Raw genomic sequence first — 24,331 nt, forward strand, 5'->3', positions numbered from 1 at the left:
ATGAACCATGGAAGTTTTGTCATAGAAAACCTGTTCAAGCACTACAACGTTCATGTTGAGCAGTTGGGAAACGATTCGGAAAAGAAGACCATCCTGATGGTCAATGGCGCACTGTCCACCACACGCTCATTCGCCCGTACCAGCAAATGCCTGGCCGAGCATTTCAATGTGTTGTTGTTCGACCTGCCCTTCTCGGGCTATTCCCGCGAACACAACACCGACCTGGACCTGGTGACCAAGGATGACGAGGTGCAAATCCTGCGCGCCCTGGTCGAGCGCTTCCAGGTCAACCACCTGGTCTCGGCCTCCTGGGGCGGTATTTCCACGCTGCTGACCCTGGCGCACAACCCGCCGTCGATCGAAAGCTCGGTGGTGATGGCCCTGGCGCCCAACCTCAACCAGGCCATGCTCGACTATGTGGAGCGCGTGCGGGTGCTGATCGAGGCCGATGACAAATCCGCCGTCGGCCACCTGCTGAACGAGACCGTCGGCAAATACCTGTCGCCGCGCCTCAAGCGCAACAACCATCGGCACCTGTCGAACATGGCCACCACCGAGTACCGCCAGGCGCGCTTTCATATCCACCAGGTGCTGGCCCTGGGTGATGGCAACTACTTGCCGGCACTGCGCCAGATCGAAACCCCGGTGCACTTTCTCAACGGCACGCTGGACGAATACACCCCCGCCGCTGATGCCCAACTGTTCAAGCACTACGTCGGCCGCAGCAGCTTTGCCGTGGCCGAACACACCGGGCATTTACTGGACCTGGAGTCCCGCGAGGCGGCTTTGGCGGTGCACCGCGCGTTGTTGGATTTCCTGGTGGGAGAGCACGCGAACTTGTCGGACTTAGACGAACCGCCAGTGGGAAAAGGAGCGACGAATGGCGCATAATCGCCGACACATAGCCGGCTAACAAACAGGTACCCCATGCCAGATCGTGCCCCTCTCGACGCCAAGACCGCCCGCTGGCTCCCCTGGGTGGTCGCGATTGCCTTCTTCATGCAATCGCTGGATGGGACGATTCTCAACACGGCACTGCCGGCCATGGCCCGGGACCTGGCAGAAAACCCGCTGCGCATGCAAGGGGTGGTGATCGCCTACATGCTCACCGTCGCCTTGCTGATCCCGGCCTCGGGCTGGATCGCCGACCGCTTCGGTACCAAAAAAATCTTCTTTGGCGCGATCATGCTGTTCAGCATCGGCTCCTTGCTGTGCGCCCTGTCCAGCAGCCTGACCATGCTGGTGGGCGCGCGGGTCATCCAGGGCCTCGGCGGTGCGCTGATGCTGCCGGTCGGGCGGCTCGTGGTGCTACGTGCCTACCCCCGCTCCGAACTGGTGCGGATCATGGGCTTCATCACCATCCCCGGTCTGCTCGGGCCCTTGCTCGGCCCGACCATGGGCGGCTGGATGGTGCAATACCTGACCTGGCACTGGATCTTCCTGATCAACCTGCCGGTGGGCATGATCGGTTGCTACGCCGTATGGAAATTCATCCCCGACCTGCGCGGCAGCGAGCGCACACGCTTCGATGGCATCGGTTTCCTGCTGTTCGGCGCGGCGATGGTGCTGATCACCATTGCCATGGAAGGCCTGGGCGAGCTGCACCTGCCGCACCTGCGGGTGATGCTGCTGCTGTTCGGCGGGTTGGCGTGCCTGGCGGCATACTGGCTGCGCGCCGGGCATATCGATAACCCGCTGTTTTCACCGGCGCTGTTCAAGACCCGCACGTTTGCGGTGGGCATCCTCGGCAACCTGTTCGCGCGCCTGGGCAGCGGTGCCTTGCCGTTCCTGGTGCCGTTGCTGCTGCAAGTGGCCCTGGGGTACTCGCCGTCCCAGGCCGGCATGAGCATGCTGCCCCTGGCGGCGGCGGCGATGTTCGCCAAGTCCGTGGCGCGCCCGTTGATCGAACGTCTGGGTTATCGCGTGGTGCTGACCGGCAACACCCTGGCCCTGGGCATCATGCTGGCGAGCATGGGCCTGGTCAGCGAGCAGACGCCCTACCCGCTGCTGCTGGCCATGCTGGCGGTGCTGGGGGCGATCAACTCGCTGCAATTTACCGCGATGAACACCGTCACCCTCATCGACCTTGACGACGCCCAGGCCAGCAGCGGCAACAGTCTGCTGTCGGTGGTGGCGCAACTGTCCCTGAGCCTGGGGGTGGCCTGTGCCGGTGCATTGCTCGGCGGGTTTACCGCCGAATCGGGCAACGACGGCGTGAGCACGGTGCTCGGCGCGTTCCAGCTGACCTTCCTCACCGTGGGCATCATGGCGATGCTGGCGGCGGCGATCTTCCTGCAACTGTCGCCCCAAGACGGCAAACGGGCGGCCAGCCCGGAACAGCATATCGAGCATTAACCGGCGTCTCGTCTAGAACTTGCGGGGAAATTCCTACAGGGCTGGTACACTGCGCGACATTTTGTTTTGCAGAGCCAGTCCCGTGACTACCATCGCCACCGCTTTTAATACTTTGCCCCTGTCCGCCGCCATGCTGGCTAACCTCGACTCGCTGGGTTATGTCGAGATGACGCAGATCCAGGCGCAAAGCTTGCCGGTGATCCTCAAGGGGCTGGACCTGATTGCCCAGGCCAAGACCGGCAGCGGCAAGACCGCTGCGTTCGGCATCGGCCTGCTGAACCCGATAAACCCGCGCTACTTCGGCTGCCAGGCCCTGGTGATGTGCCCGACCCGTGAGCTGGCCGACCAGGTCGCCAAGGAAATCCGCCGCCTGGCCCGCGCCGAAGACAACATCAAGGTCCTGACCCTGTGCGGCGGCGTGTCCCTCGGCCCGCAGATCGCCTCCCTGGAGCACGGCGCCCACGTGATCGTCGGCACCCCAGGCCGTATCCAGCAACACCTGCGCAAGGGTTCGCTGGTGCTGGACGGTTTGAACACCCTGATCCTCGACGAAGCCGACCGCATGCTCGACATGGGCTTCTACGACGCCATCGAAGACATCATCAGCAAGACCCCGCCGCGCCGCCAGACCCTGCTGTTCTCGGCCACCTACCCGGTGAGCATCAAGCAGCTGGCCTCGAAGTTCATGCGCGCGCCGCAGCAAGTGAAAGCCGAAGCGTTCCACTCCGACGACCAGATCGAGCAGCGTTTCTACGAGATCTCCCCGGAAGAACGCATGGACGCCGTGACCAAGGTACTGGCGCATTTCCGCCCGGCCTCCTGCGTGGCGTTCTGCTTCACCAAGCAGCAAGTGCAGGAAACCGTCGACCACCTGACGGCCAAGGGCATTTCCGCCGTCGGCCTGCATGGCGACCTGGAACAGCGCGACCGTGACCAGGTATTGGCGATGTTCGCCAACCGCAGTACCTCGGTGCTGGTGGCCACCGATGTCGCCGCCCGCGGCCTGGACATCGACGCGCTGGACATGGTGATCAACGTCGAACTGGCCCGCGACTCGGAAATCCACATCCACCGCGTGGGCCGTACCGGTCGTGCCGGTGAGACCGGTATCGCCATCAGCCTGGTGGCGCCGTCCGAAGCGCACCGCGCCCAGGCCATCGAGCAACTGCAGAAGTCGCCGCTGAACTGGGACCAACTGGACAACCTCAAGCCGCAAAGCGGTGGTCCGCTGCTGCCGGTGATGAGCACCCTATGCATCGCCGCCGGGCGCAAAGACAAGGTGCGCCCGGGCGACATCCTCGGCGCATTGACCGGTGAAGCCGGCATCCCCGGTGCCCAGGTCGGCAAGATCGCGATCTTCGACTTCCAGGCCTTCGTGGCCGTGGAACGCGGCATCGCCAAGCAGGCGTTGCAGCGCTTGAACGACGGCAAGATCAAAGGCCGTTCGTTGCGTGTGCGGATCCTGTAACACGATCTCCGACCTATATGGAGATCCAATGTGGGAGCGGGCTTGCTGTGGTGAACGGGCTTGTTGTGGTGAGCGGGCTTGCCCCGCGCTGGGCTGCGAAGCAGCCCCATTGAATCGGTGGTGATCTCGTCGGGGAGCAAGCCCCCTCACCACAGCAAGCCCCCCTCCCACAATTTTGATTGCATTTCAGACCCGTATTTTTATGAGGACATTGCTGTGCGCTCGACCGAAGTTGTGATCATTGGCGCCGGCGCCGCAGGCTTGATGTGCGCACTGACCGCCGCCGGGCGTGGGCGCAAGGTGATGCTGCTCGACCATGCGAACAAGGCCGGCAAGAAGATCTTGATGTCCGGCGGTGGCCGCTGCAATTTCACCAATATGTACACCGAGCCGGCCAACTTCCTCTCGCACAACGCACACTTCTGCAAGTCGGCCCTGGCCCGTTACACCCAGTGGGATTTCATCGACCTGGTGGCCAAGCACGGCGTGCCGTACCACGAGAAGAAACTCGGCCAGCTGTTCTGCGATAACAAATCCAGCGACATCCTCGGCATGCTGTTGGACGAATGCATCCAGACCGGCGTGAGCCTGCACCTGGACACCTCGATTGAAGAAATCGCCAAGGTCGACAGCGGCTACCAGTTGCAGACCACCCTGGGTGAACTGCGCTGCGAATCCCTGGTGATCGCCACCGGCGGCCTGTCGATCCCGACCCTGGGCGCCAGCGGCTTTGGCTATCAAGTCGCCAGGCAGTTCGGCCACGAACTGTTACCGACCCGCGCCGGGCTAGTGCCGTTCACCATCACCGACCAGCTCAAGGACTTGTGCGGCGAGCTGTCCGGGACCTCGGTGGATTGCCTGGTCAGCTGCAACGGCCAGAGCTTTCGCGAGAACCTCCTGTTTACCCATCGCGGCCTCAGCGGCCCGGCGATTCTGCAGATTTCCTCCTACTGGGAGTCCGGTGACACGCTGGAGATCAACCTGCTGCCCGACCACGACGCCCACACCTGGCTGCAACAGCAGCAGGTCGAGCGCCCCAACAGCGAGCTGAAAACCCTGCTGGGTGAAATCTTCACCAAGAAGATGGCCAATCTGCTGGCGGAAACCTGGTTCGCGTCCAAGCCGATGAAGCAGTACACCCACGCTGAAGTGGCAGACATCGCGCAAAAACTCTCGAGCTGGCAACTGGTGCCGGCGGGCACCGAGGGCTACCGCACCGCCGAAGTGACCCTGGGCGGGGTGGATACGCGGGAAGTCTCGTCCAAGACCATGGAATCGCTGAAAAGCCCGGGCTTGTACTTTATTGGGGAAGTGCTGGATGTGACCGGGCATCTGGGCGGGTTTAACTTCCAGTGGGCCTGGGCCTCGGGTTACGCCGCAGCGCAGTACGCCTGATGAATGTGGGAGGGGGCTGGCTCCCTCCCACATTTGATTTGCGGTATGCCTGGGAATAATTTGCTGCCAGATGTGATCACCACCCTTGCCGTGGCGTCACTGATGGCTCAATTTAGCGGCATCGTCCCGGAAGACTCCAGACTTCATGTCATCGACCTCGTTCAAGCAGTCCATGCGGCGCCTGTGGGCGCTGGATAAATTCAGCTACAGCATCCGGGTGTTTATCGCCCTCACCGGCAGCATGGCGCTGTGCTGGTATCAGGATGAAATGACCCTGCTGATCCCGCTGTTCCTGGGGATTATCGCCAGCGCCCTGGCCGAGACCGACGACAGTTGGCAAGGCCGCCTCAACGCCCTGGCGGTGACGCTGGTGTGTTTCAGCATTGCCGCGCTGTCGGTGGAGCTGCTGTTCCCCTACCCCTGGATTTTCGCCATCTCCCTGGCCCTGGCCACGTTCTGCCTGACCATGCTCGGCGCCTTGGGCGAACGCTATGGTGCGATTGCTTCGGCCACTTTGATCCTGTCGGTCTACACCATGATCGGTGTGGACCAGCGCGGCGGCGCCGTCAGTGATTTCTGGCATGAGCCGTTGCTGCTGGTGGCCGGCGCCGCCTGGTACGGCGCGTTATCGGTGCTGTGGCAGGCGCTGTTCTCCAACCAGCCGGTGCAGCAGAGCCTGGCGCGGTTGTTCCGCGAATTGGGGCGCTACCTCAAGCTCAAATCATCGTTGTTCGAACCGATTCGCCAACTGGACGTGGAAGCCCGCCGGCTGGAACTGGCCCAGCAAAACGGCCGGGTGGTGGCGGCGCTGAATGCGGCGAAGGAAATCATCCTGCACCGCGTCGGCAATGGCCGACCCGGCTCGAAGGTCAGTCGTTACCTCAAGCTGTACTTTCTGGCCCAGGACATCCACGAACGCGCCAGCTCCTCTCACTATCCTTACAACGCCCTGGCCGATGCGTTTTTCCACAGCGATGTGCTGTTCCGCTGCCAACGCCTGTTGCGCCAGCAAGGCAAGGCCTGCCAGGCCCTGGCCGAGTCGATCCAGTTGCGTCAGCCGTTCATCTATGACGACAGCTTCGCCGAAGCCCTCAGCGACCTGAACGCCTCCCTGGAACACCTGCGCATCCAGAGCAACCCGGCCTGGCGCGGCCTGCTGCGCTCCTTGCGCGCCCTGGCGGCCAACCTGTCCACCCTCGACCGCCTGCTCGGCGACGCCAGCAACCCCGACGCTCTGGCAGACGCCACCGACAGCAACCTGCTGGACCGCGCCCCACGCAACCTGAAGGAAATGTGGACGCGCCTGCGTACCCAGCTCACGCCGACATCGCTGCTGTTCCGCCATGCACTGCGCCTGTCCCTGGCGCTGACCGTCGGCTACGGCATGCTGCATGCGATCCACGCCTCCCAGGGCTACTGGATCATCCTCACCACGCTGTTCGTTTGCCAACCGAACTACGGTGCCACGCGACGTAAGCTTGGCCAGCGGATCATCGGCACCGCCATCGGCCTCACCGTGGCGTGGGCGCTGTTCGACCTGTTCCCAAGCCCGCTGGTGCAATCGATGTTCGCCATCGCCGCCGGCCTGGTGTTCTTTATCAACCGCACCACCCGCTACACCCTGGCCACGGCGGCGATCACCCTGATGGTGCTGTTCTGCTTCAACCAGGTGGGCGATGGCTACGGACTGTTCCTGCCACGCCTGTTCGATACCCTGCTCGGCAGCCTGATCGCGGGCCTGGCGGTGTTCCTGTTCCTCCCGGACTGGCAAGGCCGGCGCCTGAACAAAGTGCTGGCCAACACCCTGACCTGCAACAGCATCTACCTGCGCCAGATCATGCAGCAATACGCCGCTGGCAAGAGCGACGACCTGGCCTACCGCCTGGCCCGGCGCAATGCCCACAACGCCGATGCGGCGCTGTCCACCACCTTGGCCAATATGCTGATGGAGCCGGGGCATTTCCGTAAGGAAGCGGACGTGGGCTTCCGCTTCCTGGTGCTGTCGCACACCTTGCTCAGCTACCTGTCGGGGCTCGGGGCACACCGCGAAACCCAACTGCCGGCCGAGGTGCGCGCGCACTTGATCGATGGCGCCGGCAATAGCCTGGCGGCGAGCATTGACGAAATCGCCACCGGGCTGGCGAACAAGCAGCCGATTGCGATTCAGAGCGATGCCGAGGAGGCCCTGGCGGCGGACCTGGAGCAGATGCCGGATGAGATTGATGAAGGGCAGCGGTTGGTGCAGACGCAGTTGGCGTTGATATGCCGGCAATTGGGGCCGTTGCGCACCTTGGCGGCGCATTTGATCAAAGATACCAGCGCGGCTTAGGTCGCTATCGGGGGCAAGCCCCCTCCCACATGTTGACTGTGTTCACAAATCAAAACTGTGGGAGGGGGCTTGCCCCCGATGAGGCCCGCACAGGCCCTACATGCCATGGGCCTTCATCAGCCGCTCATAACTGCCATCCGCCTTCATCCTGGCAATCTCGCGGTCAAAACCGGCAACGATCTGCGCATGCTCAGGGTTCTTCAGGCTGACCAGGATATGCAGGCTGTTTTCGCTCAGCGGCGTGGGCAGAAACTCCACCGCATTGCGCACCCGCACCGACTCGCGCGACAGGTAATAGCGCGCCACATACTCATCCTCCACGGTCAACCGCACCCGCTGCGCCGCCAGCATGCGCACCGCCATGGCGAAGTTATGCACCGGCACTTTCTGCAACTGCCCATCCCCATCGAACGCCGCCGAGTAGGCATAACCGCGCACCACGGCAATGGGATAGTCGTGCAACTGCTCCAGGTTCTGGAACTCGATGGGATCGTCACGGCGCTTGATGAAACGTACGCGATTGAGCAGGTATTTGCCGGAAAACTGCCCCAATTGTGTACGGGCCTCGTCGTACCAGGCGTTGACCAGCACGTCATAGCGCCCGTCACCCACCCCCATCAGCGCCCGCGCCCAGGGCACTTGTTCGAAGTCACTGGCATAGCCCGCACGGGCCAGGGCCGTGGTGACTATATCGGTGGCCAGGCCACCGTTGATCAAGGTGGCATCGGTAAACGGTGGCCAGGTATCCGCGACCAGGCGCAGACGCTGTGCGAACACAGGTGTCGCCAGCAACAACACTCCAATCAAAGCAACGGCACGAGACAATCGCGGCATGCTCAAAATCCTTGGCGGCAGGCGGTGGCCTTGGCTCAGGCAGGGCCTGAGGTTCTAACATTAGCTCAGATTACACAAAGAAACGGACGTCGAGAGCACTCAATAATGGCAAATTGATTTCACTCACAAAAATAGTCGATTTAGACAGAGTCGTCCGCCGCGCTTACTATCCAGAACAGACATTCAAGTGAGAACACACCATGACAGTCGATTGGGTCTGCAAACATCACACCGACCTGGGCAAGGAGCAGCTCTACGCCATTTTGCGTTTGCGCGGCGAGGTCTTCGTTGTCGAGCAGAAGTGCGTCTACCAGGATATCGACGGGCAAGACCTGGCGGGCGATACCCATCACCTGATGGCGTGGAAAGACGACGAGCTGGTGGCCTACCTGCGCCTGCTGGACCCGGAGTCCCAGGGCGGCGACGTGGTGATCGGCCGCGTGATCGTGGCGCCGGTTGCACGGGGCACCGGGCTGGGGCACCAGATGATGGAAGAAACCCTCAGGCAGATTGACGAGATCTGGCCTGAGACGCCGATCTTCCTGTCAGCCCAGGCCCATCTGCAGGGGTATTACGGGCGATATGGGTTTGTGGTGGCGGGTGAGGAATACCTGGAGGATGACATTCCACATATCGGGATGCGGCGCGCTTGAGGACGCTATCGGGAGCAAGCCCCCTCCCACATGTTGACTGTGTTCACAAATCAAAACTGTGTGAGGGGGCTTGCTCCCGATAGCGCCGGCCCAGCCACCGCTGAACTCAGGGATAATCCAGAACCCGCTTGATCTGGCTGAGATTCACCTCGATCCACCCCCGATCAATCGCGCCCCAATCGCGAATCCGATAATGCCCGGCATGGTTGCGGGCCCCATCCTCCTGCTCGAACTCACACACAATGTCCAGGTCCGCCAGCGCCGCAATCGTGTCCTGCGCGGTGCGCCGGGGCATGCCGGTGACGTCGGTCAGCGCCGGGACGCTGCTGGCCAGCCCACTGTCGATCAGGTACGCCACGTACAGCCGGCGGTAGAAGCTGCTTTTGGTCTTGCTCACATCCATGGTTGGTCGCCTTGTGCGCTCAGGGCTTGCCCTGCAGGTCGCGATACGTGAGGTACACCCGCAGGTCGAACTCCACCTGGTGGTAGCCGGGCATCATGTAGTCGCAGAGTTTGTAGAACGCTTTGTTGTGGTCCGATTCCTTGAAGTGCGCCAGCTCGTGAACCACGATCATGCGCAGGAATTGCGGCGCGGCCTCTTTGAACAGCGAGGCAATGCGGATCTCTTTCTTGGATTTGAGGTTGCCGCCCTGCACCCGTGAAATCGTGGTGTGCAGGCCCAGGGCGCGGTGGGTCAGGTCCAGGCGGTTATCGAACAGCACTTTGTCGATGGCCGGCGCGTTGCGCAGGTGTTCCTGCTTCAAGGCCTGGGCATAGGCGTACAGGGCTTTGTCGCTCTGCACCCCATGGCGATCGGGGTAACGCTGCTCCAGGTAGGCGCCCAACTGGTCCTTGGCGATCAGTTGGCGCACTTGCTCCTGGAGGGCAGCGGGGTAGGCCTGGAGGTATTTCAGCGCGGTCATTGGGGTCTGCAACAGGATTCGGATGGGCGCTAGTGTAGCGAATTCAGTGCGTGCGGGCGCGTGACCAGTCGACCACTTCTTCAGCCATCAAGGGCTGCGCCGCCCACGGCCCCTGGATAAACGGGCAACCCTGGGCTTTGAGCCACTGGGCCTGCTCCTGGGTTTCCACGCCCTCGGCCACCACGACCACCTCAAAATGCCTGCACAGCTCGATAATGCTGCGCGCCATCGCCGCGTCCCGCACCGAGCCCGGTAGTCGCGCAACCAATTGCGGATCAAGCTTGAGCGTATCGAAGGCCAGGTCACGCAAATGCGCCAGGGAACACTGTCCCGAACCGAAGTCATCCAGGGCGATACGCACCCCGATACGGCGCAGCAACTTGAGCTGCTTGGCGCCCTCTTCCAGGTTACTCATCAGGCAGTCCTCGCCGATTTCCACCTCCAACTGGTACCCCTCCAGCCCATAGCGATCCAGCATCTGCTGCAGTTGATTGACCAGGTTGGGCATATTGAACTGGCTGCTGCTCAGGCTCACGCTCAGCACCAATTCATCGTCGAACGCGGCCTGCCACGCCTGGCGCTGGGCGGCGATCTGCTGGTAAATCCATGCGCTCAGTTGGCTGATCAGCCGTGCTTCTTCCAGCAACGGTAAAAACAGCCCCGGCGGCACATCGCCGACGCTGGGGTGCTGCCAGCGCAACAACACCTCAACGCCGCGCAAACGCCCATCCACCAGCGAAACCTGGGGCTGATAGACCAGGGTGAAATCCTTGTTTTGAATCGCTGTACGCACGCTGTCTTCGAGCATCAACCGCGAGCGGGCGCGGCCGTTCATTTCCTGGTCGTAATAGCGATATTGCTGACGGCCGGCGCGCTTGGCTTCATACATGGCGATGTCGGCCGCACGTAGCAAACCACTCAAATCCGCGCCGCAATCCGGAAAGGTGGCAATGCCGATGCTGACGCCGAGCATGACATCCAAACCGTCGACCTGCTGGCACACCGACACTCGCTCGATCAGTTTTTCCGAGATCTTTGCCGCCTGCTCCGGAAACTCCAGCTCCAGCAACGCCGTGAATTCATCGCCGCCCATGCGGCCGATAATGTCGTAGGAACGCAGACAGCCCTGCAATTGCTCCGAGACCCAGCGCAATACACGGTCTCCGGCATCATGGCCCAGAGAATCGTTGACCCGCTTGAAACCGTCGAGGTCCAAGTACAGCAACACCAGGGACTGCTCTGTCCGCTCACTGCGCGATAAGGTGTTTTCCACCGCCTGGTAAAAACCGCGCCGGTTCAGCAGACCGGTCAGCGGGTCGGTCACGGCCTGGAACTCCAGCTGCTGGTGCAAGTGACGCACTTCGGACATATCCAGCACCGTCACCACCATGGCCTTCTGTTCAGCGGGCAGCGGCGCAGAGGACAACGCCACCGGCACCTGCTGGCCGCGGCCGGTGCGCAGGAGCGCATCATGCAGGCGCCAGGTCTCACCGCGGCGGTAGCCGGCGTACATCTGCGATTCCAGCCAGACGGGCACGTGGGGCTTTTGCAGGAAACTCAGGAACTCCTGGCCTTGCAGCTCCTGGATCGTGGCATTGAGCAGGCGCGAAATCGCCGGGTTGGCGTATTCGATCATGCCCTCTTCACTCACCACCAGGATGCCCTCGGCAGCGTTATCCAACACCGACGCATTGAACGCCCGGGCGGACTCCAGGTCATGGCTCAGGCGCTGCAAGGCCCGGCGGTTGCGCTGGTGCTCCAGCAACGCCTGGACCTTGGGCTTGAGGACGTGCGGGTCGAACGGCTTGAACAGGTAGTCGATGGCGCCGCTGGCGTAGCCTTCCAGCACGGCGGCGGGGGATTGAGCGTTGGCGCTCAGAAAGATGATCGGGGTCATGCGCGTGCGCTGGCTGCCGCGCATCAAGCGGGCGACTTCGAAACCGTCCATGCCGGGCATCATCACATCCAGCAGCACCAGGTCGACCTCATGCTGCAGCAGCAACTCCAGGGCTTCCACCCCGGACGCGGCCGTTACCACCACCCAATCATCACGTTGCAGAAGTGCACGCATGCTGATCAGATTTTCCGGGTAGTCATCGACCACCAGAAGAACCGAACTGCCATCGCCATGAGGTGGAACGCATTCCATGCTAGGTCTCTTCCTTGGGTCTACTCCGGTCACTTCTGAGAGAAAACCCGGACAAACATTGAGGCCTCACTCTAGCCCCGGATCCTGAAAATCAGAAGTGACGTGGATGCCATCATTGCGCCAAAGTTCAGTCAGCCGACTAACGGTCAACCTCTACAGCCCACGGTTCATGGGAAACATGGCTTTTTGGCATTCCCTTGGCGCCAATAAATTGCCAGCAAGTGTTTAACAACTGGCCGACCACCGCCTATAAAGAACCTGTCAGGCCCCCGGGCCAAAGCCTTCACCCCCTGTAAAAGGCCAACGCCATGATCGACCTCTCCACTTGGAACCTGAGCATTCCGGTCGGCTCTCCCCCCGCGACCATCGACACACCCAGGCTGCTCAGCGGCTTCAACGACCAATACTTCCAGGCCGAAGGCAGCAACGTGCAATTCTGGACACCCGTCACCGGCACCCGCACCGAAAACGCCGTGTACCCGCGCAGCGAACTGCGCGAAACCTACGCCGACGGCCGCCTGCGCAACTGGACCTACCCCGAAGCCGACAACTTCCTGCGCGCCACCCTCGCGGTCAACCAGGTGCCCTCCAGCGGCAAGATCGTCATCGGCCAGATCCACGCCTACGACAGCCAGAAACCGCTGATCAAGCTCGAATACCAGTTCAAGGAAAAGACCCAGACCGGCAACATCGTCGCCAAGGTGCGCATGCGCCCGGATGAAGATGAAAGCCGCGTGATCATCGTCGCGTCCAATGTGCCGCTGGAGAAAAGCTTTACCTACGTGATCAACCTCAACAAGGCCGGGCTGCTCAGCGTGTACGCCGCTGACAGTGAGTGGAACGAGCGCATTGGTGCGGCGTGGGCCGCCAAGCCGCTGTACTTCAAGGCGGGCGCTTATGTGCAGGACAACAGTGGGGACAGCAAGGAAGGCGCCAAGGTGACGTTTGCCAAGTTGGATATTGATCACGAGTGAACGGATCGGCCTCGATTCGAGCAGGCATTGTCCGATAGGCGCAAGACTGATTTCCTGCCAAAAAAAAGCCCGCATCGCTGCGGGCTTCTTTTTTAACGCCTGAGGCTCAATTCACCTTAGCGTTCAACTCACCTTTCAGATAACGCTGGTACATCACTTCCAACGAGATCGGCTTGATCTTCGAAGCGTTACCCGCAGTACCGAACGCTTCGTAACGAGCGATACACACATCACGCATCGCCGTCACGGTCGCGCCGAAGAACTTGCGCGGGTCGAACTCACTCGGGTTGGTGGCCATCAGGCGACGCATTGCGCCGGTGGACGCCAGGCGCAGGTCGGTGTCGATGTTAACCTTGCGCACGCCGTACTTGATGCCTTCGACGATTTCCTCAACCGGTACGCCGTAGGTTTCTTTGATGTCGCCGCCGTACTGGTTGATGATCGCCAGCCATTCCTGCGGTACCGAGGAAGAACCGTGCATCACCAGGTGGGTGTTAGGGATGCGCTTGTGGATTTCCTTGATGCGGTCGATGGCCAGTACGTCACCGGTCGGTGGCTTGGTGAACTTGTAGGCGCCGTGGCTGGTGCCGATGGCGATGGCCAGGGCGTCGACCTGGGTCTTCTTGACGAAGTCGGCGGCTTCTTCCGGGTCGGTCAGCATCTGACTGTGATCCAGCACGCCTTCGGCGCCGATGCCGTCTTCTTCACCGGCCATGCCGGTTTCCAGGGAGCCCAGGCAACCCAGTTCACCTTCAACCGAAACGCCGCAGGCGTGGGCCATGGCCACGGTTTGTTGGGTTACGCGTACGTTGTACTCGTAGTCGGTCGGGGTCTTGCCGTCTTCGCCGAGGGAGCCGTCCATCATCACCGAGCTGAAGCCCAGTTGGATGGAGCGCTGGCACACGTCAGGGCTGGTGCCGTGGTCCTGGTGCATGCACACCGGGATGTGCGGGAATTCTTCGATCGCGGCGAGGATCAGGTGACGCAGGAACGGGGCACCGGCGTATTTGCGCGCACCGGCCGAAGCCTGGACGATCACTGGGGAGTCGGTCTTGTCAGCGGCTTCCATGATGGCGCGCATCTGCTCAAGGTTGTTGACGTTAAAGGCTGGGACGCCGTAGCCGAACTCGGCTGCGTGGTCCAGCATTTGACGCATGCTGATAAGTGCCATTGTGTTGTCTCTCCCGGTCGAGGGTCGTTAATCGTGCAAGCCTGCCGTAGCGGCGGCTGCTATTCAAGTTATTGCAGGTCAGGCTTTGCATGCCTGGCGTGCTGAATCGTTATTGCTGATGTGGGAGGGAGTTTGCCCCCGATGACAGTGGCTCAGTCAGCACATGGGGGTGCTGACAAACCGCTATCGGGGGCAAGCCCCCTCCCACATTTGGATCTCATCAAAGTTGAAATCTTATTGGGCCTTGCAGCCCCGCCCGATCAAATCGTCGGTGGCGACCCAGTAAACCAGGCCTTCCTCACCTTTTGTGTGAAACGCCAACTGGTCGTTGCTGTACAGCACGCCCGAGGCGGCAACGTCCTGTTTCAGGCGATAGACCTGGTCGGAACCGCCGAGGCGTACATCCACCTCACTGCGGGCCTGGTTGGCGAAGCGCCAGTTGACCTCGGCCTTGCTGTCGCAGGTCCAGGTGGTCCACTTATCGGCAGGCTGTGCCTTGTTGAACATGTTCATGCTGCTGCAACCGGCCAGTAGGGCCAGGGCTGCCAGGGCGAAAACGCCTTTCATTGCCAATCCTCGCAGCGGGGCCAAAGGCCGCCGATGCCGTCGGTTAGTTGATCAGACCCGTCAAGGGCAACCCTGTTCCTGACCGTTGGGCGCGGAGTCGTATTTCTCCAGCCGTTCGTTGCCGATGCGCTTGTTGATCACCGGCATGGTCTCGGCTTGCCAGTCAGCCTGGTAGCAGCTTTTTTTCTGCTCCGTGGCAGGTTTGCCTGCCGCCGGCGCTGCGCTTGGCGTGCTGCCGCAGCCTGCCATCAGGCCCGCCGCGATCACCATTGCCAACGACTTGATCATGGGAATACTCCTTTTCCGGATCACGAGCCTTAGCCTTTGGCCCGGGTTTCCAGCACTTCAACGGCGGGCAGGACTTTGCCTTCGACGAATTCGAGGAATGCACCGCCACCGGTAGAAATGTAGGAGATCTGGTCGGCAACGCCATATTTATCGATGGCCGCCAGGGTGTCGCCGCCGCCGGCGATGGAGAATGCCGAGCTGTCTGCAATGGCCTTGGCCAGCACTTTGGTGCCGTTGCCGAACTGATCGAACTCGAACACGCCGACCGGACCGTTCCACAGGATGGTCTGGGAGGCTTTCAGCAGCTCTGCGAAGTTGGCTGCAGTTTGCGGGCCGATGTCCAGGATCATATCGTCGGCGGCCACGTCGGCGATGAGCTTGACGGTGGCTTCGGCGGTTTCAGCGAACTCCTTGGCAACCACCACGTCCACCGGCAACGGCACACTGACCTTGGCGGCGATGGCACGGGCGGTGTCGAGCAGGTCCGGCTCGTACAGGGACTTGCCCACCGGGTGGCCTGCTGCCGCCAGGAAGGTATTGGCAATGCCGCCGCCAACGATCAACTGGTTGCAGATCTGGCTCAGGCTGTTGAGCACGTCCAACTTGGTGGACACCTTGGAGCCGGCAACGATGGCCGCCATCGGTTGGGCCGGAGCGCCCAGGGCCTTGCCCAGTGCCTCCAGTTCAGCCGCCAGCAATGGGCCGGCAGCCGCCACCTTGGCGAACTTGGCCACGCCGTGGGTCGAACCCTCGGCACGGTGGGCAGTGCCGAACGCGTCCATCACGAACACGTCGCACAGGGCGGCGTATTGCTGGGCCAGTTCGTCGCTGTTCTTTTTCTCGCCTTTGTTGAAGCGCACGTTTTCGAACAGCACGATGTCGCCAGGCTTAACGTCGACGCCGCCCAGGTAGTCAGCCACCAGCGGCACATCACGGCCCAGGGCCTTGCTCAGGTAGTCGGCTACCGGCTTGAGGCTGTTTTCGGCGGAGAACTCACCTTCGGTCGGGCGACCCAGGTGGGAGCAGACCATCACGGCCGCGCCTTTTTCCAGGGCCAGCTTGATGGTCGGCAGCGAGGCCAGGATTCGCGCATCGCTGGTGACAACACCGTCCTTGACGGGGACGTTGAGGTCTTCGCGAATCAGTACGCGCTTACCTTGCAGATCGAGGTCGGTCATCTTCAACACGGTCATGGGTGGCAGTTCCTGAATTACTGTTGAGGTTGTTTAGAGGCGATATGCAGATAATGTTCCGCAACATCCAGCATTCGGTTGGCAAAGCCCCATTCGTTGTCGAACCAGGCCAGGATGTTCACCAGCCTAGGGCCGGAAACGCGGGTCTGGCTGGCATCGACAATCGCCGAATGCGGGTCATGGTTGAAATCACAACTGGCGTGGGGCAACTCGGTGTAGGCCAGCAAGCCTTTGAGCGGGCCGCTGGTGGCGGCGTCGCGCAGGATCCGGTTGACCTCCGTCGCGTCAGTGTCGCTGACGGTTTGCATGGTGATGTCCAGGCAGGACACGTTCACCGTCGGCACCCGTACGGCTTTGGCCTGGATTCGCCCGGCAAGTTCCGGCAGCAGGCGTTCGATGCCGCGCGCCAGACCGGTGGATACCGGAATCACCGACTGGAACGCCGAGCGTGTGCGGCGCAGGTCTTCATGATGATAGGCGTCGATCACCGGCTGGTCGTTCATCGCCGAGTGGATGGTGGTGATCGACACGTAATCCAGGCCGATCGCCTGATCCAGCAGGCGCAACAGCGGCACGCTGCAGTTGGTGGTGCAGGAGGCATTGGACACCAGCAGCTCACTGCCGGTCAGGCAATCCTGGTTGATGCCGTAGACGATGGTGGCGTCGACATCCGCCTCGCTGGCCATCGGCTGGGAAAACAGCACACGCGGTGCGCCAGCGTCGAGAAAACGCTGGCCATCGGCACGGGTGTGATAGGCACCGGAGCATTCCAACACCAGGTCGACGCCCAGCGCCGCCCAGTCGATGCCCTCGGGGGTAGCACTGCGCAACACTTTCACGCAGTCGCCGTTGATATGCAGACAATCGCCTTCGACCCGCACTTCGCCGGGGAAACGGCCATGGGTGGAGTCAAAGCGTGTCAGGTATTCGATGCTGGCCATGTCGGCCAGGTCGTTGATCGCGACAATTTCAAACCCGGCTGCCGCCCCTCGCTCGAACAGAGCACGCAAGACGCAACGACCAATGCGGCCGTAGCCGTTGAGTGCAACTTTGTAGGGACGCGGTTGGGGCATGAGGTTCTCGATCAAGGTTAGTTCGGTGTTGAATGTTCTGACGCTATCGCGGGCAAGCCCGCTCCCACATCAGACCGCGATCCAAATGTGGGAGCGGGCTTGCCCGCGATAGCGCCAGTACAGACAACGCAGACTGACTTAGTCTTCCAGCAGCTCTTCAGCCTGACCCAGGATGTTTTCCAGGGTGAAACCGAACTCTTCGAACAACGCTGGCGCCGGCGCCGACTCACCGTAGGTGGTCATGCCGATCACGCGGCCTTCCAGGCCCACGTACTTGTACCAGTAGTCGGCGTGAGCCGCTTCGATGGCGATACGCGCGCTGACCTGCAACGGCAATACCGATTGCTTGTAGCCGGCGTCCTGGGCTTCGAACACGCTGGTGCACGGCATGGACACAACGCGCACGTTGCGGCCTTGGGCAGTCAGCTTGTCGTACGCCTGAACCGTCAGGCCCACTTCGGAACCGGTGGAGATCAGGATCAGCTCCGGCTCGCCGATGCAGTCCTTGAGCACGTAGCCGCCACGGCTGATGTCGGCGATCTGCGCGTCGGTGCGCACCTGGTGTTGCAGGTTCTGACGGGAGAAGATCAGCGCCGAAGGGCCGTCCTTGCGCTCGATCGCGTGCTTCCAGGCCACAGCGGATTCCACCGCGTCGGCTGGGCGCCAGCAATCCAGGTTCGGCGTGGTCCGCAGGCTGGTCAGTTGCTCGACCGGCTGGTGCGTCGGGCCGTCTTCGCCGAGGCCAATGGAGTCGTGGGTGTAGACATGGATCACCCGCTTCTTCATCAGCGCGGCCATACGCACGGCGTTGCGCGCGTACTCCATGAACATCAGGAAGGTCGCGCCGTAAGGCACCAGGCCGCCGTGCAGAGACACGCCGTTCATGATGGCGCTCATGCCGAATTCGCGCACGCCGTAGTACATGTAGTTGCCGCTGGCGTCTTCGGCCGAGACACCTTTGCAGCCTTTCCACAGGGTCAGGTTGGAACCGGCCAGGTCGGCCGAACCACCGAGGAACTCAGGCAGCAGCGGGCCAAAGGCATTCAGGGTGTTCTGGCTGGCTTTACGGCTGGCGATGGTTTCGCCCTTGGCCGCGACTTCGGCGATGTAGGCCGAGGCTTTTTCCGAGAAATCGGCAGGCAGGTCACCGGCCAGGCGGCGTACCAGCTCATTGGCCAGCTCAGGGAATTCGGCGGAGTAGGCAGCGAAACGCTGGTCCCACTCGGCTTCGGTGGCCAGGCCTTTTTCCTTGGCATCCCATTCGGCGTAGATGTCGGCCGGGATTTCGAACGGGCCGTGGTTCCACTTCAGCGCTTCGCGGGTCAGGGCGATCTCCGCGTCACCCAGTGGGGCGCCGTGGCAGTCTTCCTTGCCTTGCTTGTTCGGCGAACCGAAGCCGATGGTGGTCTTGCAGCAGATCAGGGTCGGCTGCGCGCTCTTGCGGGCGGTGTCGATGGCAGTCTTGATCTCTTCCGGATCGTGGCCGTCGACATTGCGGATTACCTGCCAGTTGTAGGCTTCGAAACGCTTGGGGGTGTCATCGGTGAACCAGCCTTCGACTTCGCCGTCGATGGAGATACCGTTGTCATCGTAGAAGGCGATCAGCTTGCCCAGGCCCAGGGTACCGGCCAGGGACGCGACTTCGTGGGAAATGCCTTCCATCATGCAGCCATCACCCAGGAACACATAGGTGTGGTGATCGACGATGTCGTGGCCAGGGCGGTTGAACTGTGCGCCCAGGACTTTTTCAGCCAGCGCGAAGCCCACGGCATTGGCCAGGCCTTGGCCCAGGGGACCGGTGGTGGTCTCGACGCCTGGGGTGTAGCCGAATTCCGGGTGACCCGGGGTGCGGCTGTGCAGCTGGCGGAAGCTCTTGAGGTCATCGATGGTGACGTCGTAGCCGGTCAGGTGCAGCAGCGAGTAGATCAGCATCGAGCCGTGGCCGTTGGACAGTACGAAGCGGTCACGGTCGGCGAACGACGGGTTGCTCGGGTTGTGCTTCAGGTAATCACGCCAAAGTACCTCGGCGATATCCGCCATGCCCATCGGGGCACCGGGATGGCCGCTGTTGGCTTTTTGCACGGCATCCATGCTGAGGGCACGAATGGCGTTGGCACGCTCACGACGGCTGGGCATCGCTGTTCTCCTGAGGATTTTGAAGAGTGAATGATTAAAAGAAACGGAAAAAAGGATCGGCATTTTCCCTCAGCCACCGCCTGCGGGCAATGACAGATAGTCACTTGCAGGTGTTTTTCCTGTGCTTTGGGCGGCAATCGCTTGCAGAAACCTTTAACCGCTTCGTCTAAAGGTTATAGCGGCGGCTTATAACCGCCACTTATCGATCAATATCAAAACTTTTTGATATTGACCTTGCGGGGATACTCACCCGTCACTAGACTGCTGGCCTTATGAACCTACCCGTGCCCACCCTGCGTCCTGACGACGGCGAAGAGCTGGCAGCCTTGTGCAAGGCCGCTGGCGACCCATTGCGTCTGAACGTATTGCGCGCACTGACCAACGACTCATTCGGCGTACTGGAACTGGCACAGATCTTCGCCATCGGCCAGTCGGGCATGAGCCACCATCTGAAGGTGCTGGCCCAGGCCGACCTGGTCGCCACCCGCCGCGAAGGCAATGCGATTTTCTACCGCCGCGCCCTGCCCCATACCGACCTGCTCGGCGGCAAGTTGCACGCTGCCTTGCTTGAAGAAGTGGACAGCCTGAGCCTGCCCCATGACGTGCAGTCACGCATCGGCCAGGTCCACGGGCAACGTGCCGCCGCGAGCCAGGACTTTTTCGCACGAGTTGCCGAGAAATTTCGCGCCCAGCAGGACTTGATCGCAGGTCTGGCCCAATACCGCGACAGCGTACTGGCGCTACTGGATAAGCTGAGCTTCAGTGAAGAAGCGACGGCGCTGGAAGTCGGGCCTGGAGATGGCGGCTTCCTGCCGGAACTCGCCCGCCGCTTTCGGCAGGTCACGGCGCTGGACAACAGCCCGGCGATGCTCGAACTGGCCCGCCAGCTCTGTGAGCGCGAAGCATTGGGCAATGTCAGCCTGCAGTTGGCTGACGCCCTGAGCAGCACAACGATCAAGGCCGATTGCGTGGTGCTGAACATGGTCTTGCACCATTTCGCCGCCCCCGCCGACGCTTTAAAGCAAATGGCCGGGTTGCTGCACCCCGGCGGTAGCCTGTTGGTTACGGATTTATGCAGCCACAACCAGAATTGGGCCAGGGAGGCCTGCGGTGATCTCTGGTTGGGTTTTGAACAGGACGATCTGGCCCGTTGGGCCACCGCTGCGGGACTCGTTCCCGGGGAAAGCCTCTATGTAGGTTTACGTAATGGTTTCCAGATCCAGGTCCGCCACTTTCAGCGACCGACTGGCGACACTCACCATCGGTAAATATCAGGAAAACATCGAGATGAGCGAATACTCCCTTTTCACCTCCGAGTCCGTGTCTGAAGGGCATCCGGACAAAATCGCCGACCAGATTTCTGATGCGGTGCTGGACGCCATCATCGCTGAAGACAAGTTCGCCCGTGTGGCGTGCGAGACCCTGGTGAAAACCGGTGTAGCGATCATCGCCGGCGAAGTGACCACTACCGCCTGGGTTGACCTGGAGCAGATCGTTCGTGACGTGATCACCGACATCGGCTACAACAGCTCCGACGTCGGTTTCGACGGCGCGACCTGCGGCGTGATGAACATCATCGGCAAGCAGTCGCCCGACATCAACCAGGGCGTCGACCGTGCCAAGCCGGAAGACCAGGGCGCCGGCGACCAGGGCCTGATGTTCGGCTACGCCAGCAACGAAACCGAGGTGCTGATGCCGGCACCGATCACCTTCTCGCACCAGCTCGTGCAGCGTCAGGCTGAAGCGCGTAAATCCGGCGTGCTGCCTTGGCTGCGCCCGGACGCCAAGTCCCAGGTGACCTGCCGCTACGAAGGCGGAAAGGTGGTCGGCATTGACGCCGTCGTGCTGTCGACCCAACACAATCCGGACGTTTCCTACGCCGATCTGCGCGAAGGCGTGATGGAGCTGATCGTCAAGCACGTGCTGCCGGCCGAACTGCTGAGCAAGGACACCCAGTTCCACATCAACCCGACCGGCCAGTTCATCATTGGCGGCCCGGTAGGCGACTGCGGCCTGACCGGTCGCAAGATCATCGTCGACAGCTACGGCGGCATGGCCCGTCACGGCGGTGGCGCGTTTTCCGGCAAAGACCCATCCAAGGTTGACCGTTCGGCCGCCTACGCCGGTCGTTACGTGGCCAAGAACATCGTTGCTGCCGGCCTCGCCGAGCGTTGCGAGATTCAGGTGTCCTACGCCATCGGCGTGGCCCAGCCTACGTCGATCTCGCTGAATACCTTCGGTACCGGCAAGATCAGCGATGACAAGATCATCAAGCTGGTGCGCGAGATCTTCGACCTGCGCCCGTACGCGATCACCACCATGCTCGACCTGCTCCACCCGATGTACCAGGAAACCGCAGCCTACGGCCACTTCGGTCGTACCCCTGCGCAGAAGACCGTCGGCGAAGACACCTTCACCACCTTCACCTGGGAAAAAACCGACCGCGCCAACGACCTGCGCACTGCCGCCGGCCTGTAATCGCCCACGGTACATAAAGCCTCGCCGGGTTTGCCCGGCGGGGCTTTTTATTGCCTGCGGGACCGCCTTCACATTTTTTGGATCCAAAGCTTGCAGGCACAATAATGGCCCTCTAGAATCCGCGCCCTCTCGGGCCTTCACCTTATTTGGATATTGCCCTGCGCCAGCCCGGGACTCATAAGTGCGCAGGCAATCGAACATTGAGGTTTTTCATGCGCATCTCCACGCTCGCCCCTGCCGCCCTTCTGCTCAGCCTGTTCGCCCTGCCGGCCCACGCCGCCGACCTGAGCGCATTGAGTGGCGCCCTGGGCTCCCAGCTGGGTGTCGGCAATTCCGGCGACTGCCAAAAGCAATCCGCAGACCTGCAAACCAAGATCGATGCGGCCGAAGCCAGCAAAGACAGCTTGAAAGTGAAGGCTTTCAAAGCGGCGCAAGACCAGATCAACAAAGGTTGTGACAAACTCGCCCAAGCCCAGGCCAAAGCCGACGCCAAGCAGGAAGCCAAGGCTGATAAGCCTGATGCCGTGAAAGCACTGGGCGGCCTGTTCAAGTAAGCCGAAACACCCGGTAAAAAGCCCCGCAGCGTCGGGGCTTTTTTGTGGGTGAAGGGATCATTTAGGCTGGGCGCCCCTTTCGAGCAAGGATGCTCATGATGCGTTTACTGATTGCTCTGCTACTCAGCGCTCTACCCTTTTCGGCCTGGGCTGAAAACTGCCCCGATGAGGCCAGGGCCCAGGTCGGCACCCTGGCCGAACAAATCCGCCTGTAGGACGACAGTTACCACCGCCTCGGCCAATCCCCCGTCAGTGATGAACTCTACGACCAGGCCCGCCAGCGTCTGGCCCACTGGCGCCAGTGCGTGCCCAACCCCACGGCGCCTGATGATCCGCTGGCCAGTTCACGGGGCACCTTGCCGCACCCGGTCGCCCATACCGGCCTCGAAAAACGCCTGGATGAGCAAGCCGTGGGAGCCTGGCTAGACACGCGCCAGGATGTATGGATCCAACCCAAGGTGGACGGCGTTGCAGTGACCCTGGTGTACCGCCAGGGTCGCTTGAAACAGCTGATCAGCCGTGGCGATGGCAAGCTGGGCCAGGACTGGTCGACCTCCGCGCGCAAGATCCCCGGCATTGTCCAGCAACTGCCGGAACCCATTGACCTGGTGCTGCAAGGCGAACTTTATTGGCGCCTCGACGAGCATGTGCAATCGGCACACGGCGGGCTCAACGCGCGCAGCAAGGTGGCCGGGCTGATGAACCGTCGGCAGTTGAGCGACACCGACGCTGCCGGTATCGGCCTGTTTATCTGGGCCTGGCCCGAAGGCCCTGCGGCGTTTCCCGAGCGCCTGGCCACCCTGGCACGCTGGGGGTTCACCGACAGCCAGCGCTATAGCCAGCCGATCCAGGACATCATCGAAGCAGCACATTGGCGCACCTATTGGTACAACCACCCCCTGCCCTTTGCCAGTGACGGCGTGGTGCTGCACCAGGCGCAGCGCGCACCCGCTGAACGCTGGCAGGCCAGTGCGCCCTACTGGTCTGTCGCCTGGAAGTACCCCGCCTCCCAGGCCCTGGCGCTGGTACGCGAGGTGCAGTTCAAGATCGGCCGCACCGGACGCATCACCCCCATTCTGGAACTGGAGCCGGTGCGCCTGGACGACCGCCGGATCAGCCGGGTCAGCGCCGGCTCCTTGAAGCGCTGGCAGACCCTGGATATTCGCCCGGGCGACCAGGTGTCCGTCAGCCTGGCGGGCCAAGTGATCCCTCGGCTGGACCAGGTGATCCTGCGCAATACCACCAGGGTCGAGCTGCCAGTGCCCGACCCTCGGGACTTTCACGCCTTGAGTTGCTGGCAGCTGGAGCCCGGCTGCGAAGAACAACTGCTCGCACGCCTTACCTGGCTGAGCGGCAACCAGGGCCTGGCACTGCCGCACATAGGCCGCGAGACGTGGAACATATTGATCCAGGCCGGTCTAATCGCAGGCTTTCTCGATTGGTTAACCCTGGATGCGGCAGAGCTTGCTAACATTGATGGCTTCGGTGAGCGCAGCCGCACGCGGCTGCTCGACAGCCTTCACAGCGCTCGGCAACGCCCCTTCGCACAATGGCTCAAGGCCTTGGGTGTACCGCCTGCGGCACGTAACAACCTGGAAGGCGACTGGCAGACGCTGGTCGCCAGGGACACCCAGGCCTGGCTGGCCATCGATGGCATCGGCCCGGGCCGCGCGGCGCAACTGAGCGCTTTTTTTCGCGACCCACATGTACAGACCCTGGCTGAAACATTACGCATGGCCGGAATAGACGGGTTTTGAACCCGACCCAGCCACCTTTGAATCACAGCAGAAT

The 24,331-nt window shown here is 61.8% G+C and carries 20 protein-coding genes and 1 pseudogene; 11 read left to right on the forward strand and 10 right to left on the reverse strand.

Annotated elements, in window-relative coordinates:
* From NIBR502773_RS13070 to yccS, 5 genes are all read left to right on the forward strand, one after another.
* Complete coding sequence (locus tag NIBR502773_RS13070) at positions 1 to 891, forward strand: alpha/beta fold hydrolase (RefSeq protein WP_141156197.1); 891 nt, start codon at positions 1 to 3, stop codon at positions 889 to 891.
* 36 nt (positions 892 to 927) lie between these two features.
* Entirely contained in the window at positions 928 to 2,355 is a 1,428-nt protein-coding gene (mdtD, locus tag NIBR502773_RS13075) for a multidrug transporter subunit MdtD (RefSeq protein WP_141156198.1), read from the forward strand.
* 130 nt (positions 2,356 to 2,485) lie between these two features.
* A complete protein-coding gene (gene dbpA, locus NIBR502773_RS13080) occupies positions 2,486 to 3,823 on the forward strand; it encodes an ATP-dependent RNA helicase DbpA (protein WP_235865629.1) in 1,338 nt (445 codons plus the stop codon).
* A gap of 216 nt (positions 3,824 to 4,039) precedes the next feature.
* Positions 4,040 to 5,218, forward strand: a complete 1,179-nt coding sequence (locus NIBR502773_RS13085) for an NAD(P)/FAD-dependent oxidoreductase (RefSeq protein ID WP_141156199.1) — start codon at positions 4,040 to 4,042, stop codon at positions 5,216 to 5,218.
* A gap of 145 nt (positions 5,219 to 5,363) precedes the next feature.
* A complete protein-coding gene (gene yccS / locus NIBR502773_RS13090; protein ID WP_092489475.1) occupies positions 5,364 to 7,547 on the forward strand; it encodes a YccS family putative transporter in 2,184 nt (727 codons plus the stop codon).
* Between the two features lie 96 nt (positions 7,548 to 7,643).
* Here yccS and NIBR502773_RS13095 read toward each other — a convergent pair whose 3' ends face one another.
* Entirely contained in the window at positions 7,644 to 8,381 is a 738-nt protein-coding gene (locus NIBR502773_RS13095) for an ABC transporter substrate-binding protein (protein WP_141156200.1), read from the reverse strand.
* A gap of 200 nt (positions 8,382 to 8,581) precedes the next feature.
* On the opposite strand from NIBR502773_RS13095, the gene NIBR502773_RS13100 reads away from it, so the two are divergent.
* Positions 8,582 to 9,034: a GNAT family N-acetyltransferase gene (locus tag NIBR502773_RS13100; RefSeq protein ID WP_115485612.1), complete on the forward strand. Its 453-nt coding sequence runs from the start codon at positions 8,582 to 8,584 to the stop codon at positions 9,032 to 9,034.
* A gap of 106 nt (positions 9,035 to 9,140) precedes the next feature.
* Here NIBR502773_RS13100 and NIBR502773_RS13105 read toward each other — a convergent pair whose 3' ends face one another.
* From NIBR502773_RS13105 to NIBR502773_RS13115, 3 genes are read right to left on the reverse strand one after another with little or no spacing between them, the layout of a single operon-like run.
* On the reverse strand, positions 9,141 to 9,437 hold the full coding sequence (locus NIBR502773_RS13105) for a helix-turn-helix domain-containing protein (RefSeq protein WP_053128093.1): 297 nt from the start codon (positions 9,435 to 9,437) through the stop codon (positions 9,141 to 9,143).
* A 19-nt stretch (positions 9,438 to 9,456) separates the two neighbouring features.
* Entirely contained in the window at positions 9,457 to 9,957 is a 501-nt protein-coding gene (locus NIBR502773_RS13110) for a M48 family metallopeptidase (RefSeq protein ID WP_027606033.1), read from the reverse strand.
* 43 nt (positions 9,958 to 10,000) lie between these two features.
* Positions 10,001 to 12,106 (reverse strand): bifunctional diguanylate cyclase/phosphodiesterase, encoded by a 2,106-nt coding sequence (locus NIBR502773_RS13115; protein ID WP_065938163.1) that lies wholly within the window; start codon positions 12,104 to 12,106, stop codon positions 10,001 to 10,003.
* A gap of 308 nt (positions 12,107 to 12,414) precedes the next feature.
* On the opposite strand from NIBR502773_RS13115, the gene NIBR502773_RS13120 reads away from it, so the two are divergent.
* A complete protein-coding gene (locus NIBR502773_RS13120; RefSeq protein WP_065925486.1) occupies positions 12,415 to 13,080 on the forward strand; it encodes a polysaccharide lyase family 7 protein in 666 nt (221 codons plus the stop codon).
* 106 nt (positions 13,081 to 13,186) lie between these two features.
* Here NIBR502773_RS13120 and fba read toward each other — a convergent pair whose 3' ends face one another.
* The 6 genes from fba to tkt form a co-directional block, all read right to left on the reverse strand.
* The gene (gene fba, locus NIBR502773_RS13125; RefSeq protein ID WP_141156201.1) at positions 13,187 to 14,251 is read right to left on the reverse strand and encodes a class II fructose-bisphosphate aldolase; all 1,065 of its coding nucleotides are present in this window, start codon (positions 14,249 to 14,251) and stop codon (positions 13,187 to 13,189) included.
* A gap of 234 nt (positions 14,252 to 14,485) precedes the next feature.
* The gene (locus NIBR502773_RS13130; protein WP_065938161.1) at positions 14,486 to 14,818 is read right to left on the reverse strand and encodes an MliC family protein; all 333 of its coding nucleotides are present in this window, start codon (positions 14,816 to 14,818) and stop codon (positions 14,486 to 14,488) included.
* A 60-nt stretch (positions 14,819 to 14,878) separates the two neighbouring features.
* Entirely contained in the window at positions 14,879 to 15,106 is a 228-nt protein-coding gene (locus NIBR502773_RS13135; protein ID WP_141156202.1) for a hypothetical protein, read from the reverse strand.
* Positions 15,107 to 15,135: 29 nt separating this feature from the next.
* On the reverse strand, positions 15,136 to 16,299 hold the full coding sequence (locus NIBR502773_RS13140; protein WP_027606038.1) for a phosphoglycerate kinase: 1,164 nt from the start codon (positions 16,297 to 16,299) through the stop codon (positions 15,136 to 15,138).
* Positions 16,300 to 16,316: 17 nt separating this feature from the next.
* Positions 16,317 to 17,372: an erythrose-4-phosphate dehydrogenase gene (epd, locus tag NIBR502773_RS13145; protein ID WP_027606039.1), complete on the reverse strand. Its 1,056-nt coding sequence runs from the start codon at positions 17,370 to 17,372 to the stop codon at positions 16,317 to 16,319.
* Positions 17,373 to 17,510: 138 nt separating this feature from the next.
* Positions 17,511 to 19,508: a transketolase gene (gene tkt / locus NIBR502773_RS13150; protein WP_034116187.1), complete on the reverse strand. Its 1,998-nt coding sequence runs from the start codon at positions 19,506 to 19,508 to the stop codon at positions 17,511 to 17,513.
* Between the two features lie 272 nt (positions 19,509 to 19,780).
* Here tkt and NIBR502773_RS13155 point away from each other — a divergent pair, with 272 nt between their 5' ends.
* The 4 genes and pseudogenes from NIBR502773_RS13155 to ligB all read left to right on the forward strand — a co-directional run bounded on the left by NIBR502773_RS13155 (position 19,781) and on the right by ligB (position 24,297).
* Positions 19,781 to 20,776, forward strand: coding sequence for a metalloregulator ArsR/SmtB family transcription factor (locus NIBR502773_RS13155; RefSeq protein WP_065938157.1), 996 nt, complete (start codon positions 19,781 to 19,783; stop codon positions 20,774 to 20,776).
* Positions 20,777 to 20,795: 19 nt separating this feature from the next.
* Positions 20,796 to 21,986, forward strand: a complete 1,191-nt coding sequence (gene metK / locus NIBR502773_RS13160) for a methionine adenosyltransferase (protein WP_141156203.1) — start codon at positions 20,796 to 20,798, stop codon at positions 21,984 to 21,986.
* Positions 21,987 to 22,198: 212 nt separating this feature from the next.
* Positions 22,199 to 22,540: a hypothetical protein gene (locus NIBR502773_RS13165; protein ID WP_065938155.1), complete on the forward strand. Its 342-nt coding sequence runs from the start codon at positions 22,199 to 22,201 to the stop codon at positions 22,538 to 22,540.
* Between the two features lie 95 nt (positions 22,541 to 22,635).
* Positions 22,636 to 24,297: pseudogene (gene ligB, locus NIBR502773_RS13170) on the forward strand (NAD-dependent DNA ligase LigB).
* The last annotated feature ends 34 nt before the right edge of the window (positions 24,298 to 24,331 follow it).

This window comes from Pseudomonas sp. NIBRBAC000502773 (assembly GCF_006517195.1).
In the GTDB taxonomy this organism is placed as follows: domain Bacteria; phylum Pseudomonadota; class Gammaproteobacteria; order Pseudomonadales; family Pseudomonadaceae; genus Aquipseudomonas; species Aquipseudomonas marginalis.